At 65.1% G+C, this 2,611-nt stretch carries 2 protein-coding genes; both read left to right on the top strand.

What is annotated here, in order from left to right; genetic code table 11:
* Positions 1–196, top strand: a 196-nt coding sequence (locus EHS19_RS10695) for a hypothetical protein (RefSeq protein WP_175578271.1), incomplete at its 5' end; no start/stop codon positions are given.
* A gap of 54 nt (positions 197–250) precedes the next feature.
* Positions 251–2,611 (top strand): DUF6055 domain-containing protein (locus EHS19_RS03380; protein ID WP_175578272.1); only part of this gene is annotated, 2,361 nt, incomplete at its 3' end.

Raw genomic sequence — 2,611 nt, forward strand, 5'->3', positions numbered from 1 at the left:
CAAGCCGACCATTCCAACGGAGTCGAACGGCGATCTGATCGACAAGAGCAAGCCCAAGGCGACCGACAAGCCGACGCTTTCGTCCACCGGCTCGTCGCCGGCTCCGGCGCTTGCCGCGCTGGCGCTGTCCGCCGGACTCGGCGTGTCGCTGATCGCGGTTCGCCGCCGGATGCGGGCTGCGGCATCGGCCCGCTAGCAATCCGCCGACCATCCGCAGACCACACACAGACATGACGGAAGGATTCATCTCATGACGCATTTTCCCAACCCACGCGCACCGCGCACATCGCACGCACCACGCGCACCACGGGCTCTCATCGCTGCGATCGCGGCCGCCTCCTGCCTGATCGCGCCGACGCTGCTCGCCGCGGCTTCGTTCGCTGCGCCTGCGTCGGCGGCACCCACCGCGAGCGCCGCCGACGTGCCGCAATCCAACGCCGACTGCGTTCCCGCGACCGGCGCATGGCAGACCTATCAACCCAAGGATTCCGCCGATCTGACCTACGTGGATTCCAGCGGCAAGTCGGCCACCGCGAAGGTCGGCTACGAAACCGATCATTTCGCGTTCTACTGGACCGACGCCGACGAGAAGGACCCGGGCACGACCAACGACACCGGCAAACTCACGATGGATACGATCAAGTACGGTGCCAACCAGTTGGAGAAGGACTACGATCTGTTCACCGATCCGAACGGCATCGACTTCCCCGCTCCCGGCTGCGCGAGTGCCGTCAAGCACAAGATCATGGTCATCGTCAACCATGCGACCGGTCTGTCGGGCGGTTCGACCAACGACAACTATCCCGCGATGTGGATGATGCCGACCAATATGCGAGACGACTGGGGTTTGGCGCATGAGTTCACCCACACGCTGCAGTTCGCAACCGGCGAGTTCATGCAGGACCGGCAGTGGATCTTCGAGATGCACGCCAACTGGACCGCGTTCCATGCCACCGGCAAGACCGACCCGCACTACACCGATCTGATGGTCAACAACCCCAGCGTGCATTTCGGCTCCTCGCACTTCATGTACTACAGCTGGCAGTTCCTTGAGTACATCGCCGAGAAGTACGGCGTCGGCGCTATCTCCAAGGCGTGGTGGCGCGCGTTCACCACGCCCGACAGTCCCGACGACAATCCGATGCAGTATCTGCGCGAGGCGCTGGGTCTCAGCCAGACGCAGTACAACGATCTGATCGGCGAATACGCGGCGCACAACGTCACCTGGGATTATCCGGGCACCACCAGCGACGGCGGCAAATCGCTGCAGCAGGTGTTCTCCGACTACTATGGCGACATCGAGGATCGCTCGGTCGGACCGGCTGGACCAATGGGCACGTTCCAGGTGCGCACGAACCGGCTCACCTATCTCGATCAGACGACCGACGCGAACGGCAAGCCCATCGCCGGGCGCTATCAGGTGCTCAATGAGCAGGCACCGGAGCAGGGCGGCTACAACGTCGTCAAACTCAACCCGGATGCCGGCGCGACCTCGATCACGGTCGGATTCCACGGCATTCGGCAGAGCAAGTCGGCGACCAGCGCGTTCCCGAAGGAAGGCGACGACGGCACCGGCTGGAACCAGCCCGCGAGCGTACCGGAACCGGCATCCGGCTGGCGTTGGAGCGTGGTCGCGATCGACGCGGCAGGCAAGGCGCGCTACAGCGCTGTGCAGTCCACGTCGGACGGGCTGCTGACGTTCGCGCTCAAGCCCGGCGATCAGCGCGTGTATCTGGTGGTGGCCGGCACGCCGAGCGTGATGCAGCGGTACCTGTGGACGCAGCAGTCGTACAGCATCTACCGGTACCCGTATGTCGTGGATCTTGCCGGCGCGAAGCCGGCCGGCATCCATGATGGGCTGACCGGCGGGCATCGTCATGCCAACGGCGGCGGCTGGGTCGCCGATTCGGCGAAGGTCGCCGACAGCGCCTACGTCGGACCGAATGCCACGGTGTACGGCGGCGTGGTCAGCGGCAACGCGCGCATCGAGGATCATGCGGCGGTGTACGGCGGCACGGTGAGCGGCAATGCCGTGGTGAAGGGGATTTCCGTGGTCGTCGGCTCGGATACGACCGTGACCGACGACGCGGTGATCGACACCTGGTTCCAGGCGGTCGGCAACCCCGGCTCCGGCCACTACTACGTGGGCGGCAACGCTCGGCTGACCGGAACCGTGGAACTGCTCACCAGCCAGCCCGTCACCTCCGGCTCGTACTACGGCAACGTGGACGACGCGGCGTTGAGCAGCGGATTCTCGAAGCTGACCGGACCGGTCGCCGAAGTGACGCGCACGCCGGACGCCAGCGACTACACGACCGTGGCGACGCTTGACGAACGCGCCGATTTGGAACGCGTCGTCTCGCATTATGAATCACTGGATGCAACGCGGTACACGGCGGATTCGTGGATTCTTGCGCAGCATGCGTACAGCACCGCCGAAGCGTTGCTGAAGGATGCAGGTGCATCCGGAGACGATGTCGCCGCGGCTGCCGATCGGCTGGGTACGGCGATCAAGGGACTGGTTGCGGCTGATGGCGGCACCGGCGATGGCGAGCAGACCACGCCGACGACGCCGGGGACACCGGGGACCAAACCAACAACGCCGGGAACC

The sequence above is a fragment of the Bifidobacterium jacchi genome (genome assembly GCF_009078285.1).
Lineage (GTDB): Bacteria > Actinomycetota > Actinomycetes > Actinomycetales > Bifidobacteriaceae > Bifidobacterium > Bifidobacterium jacchi.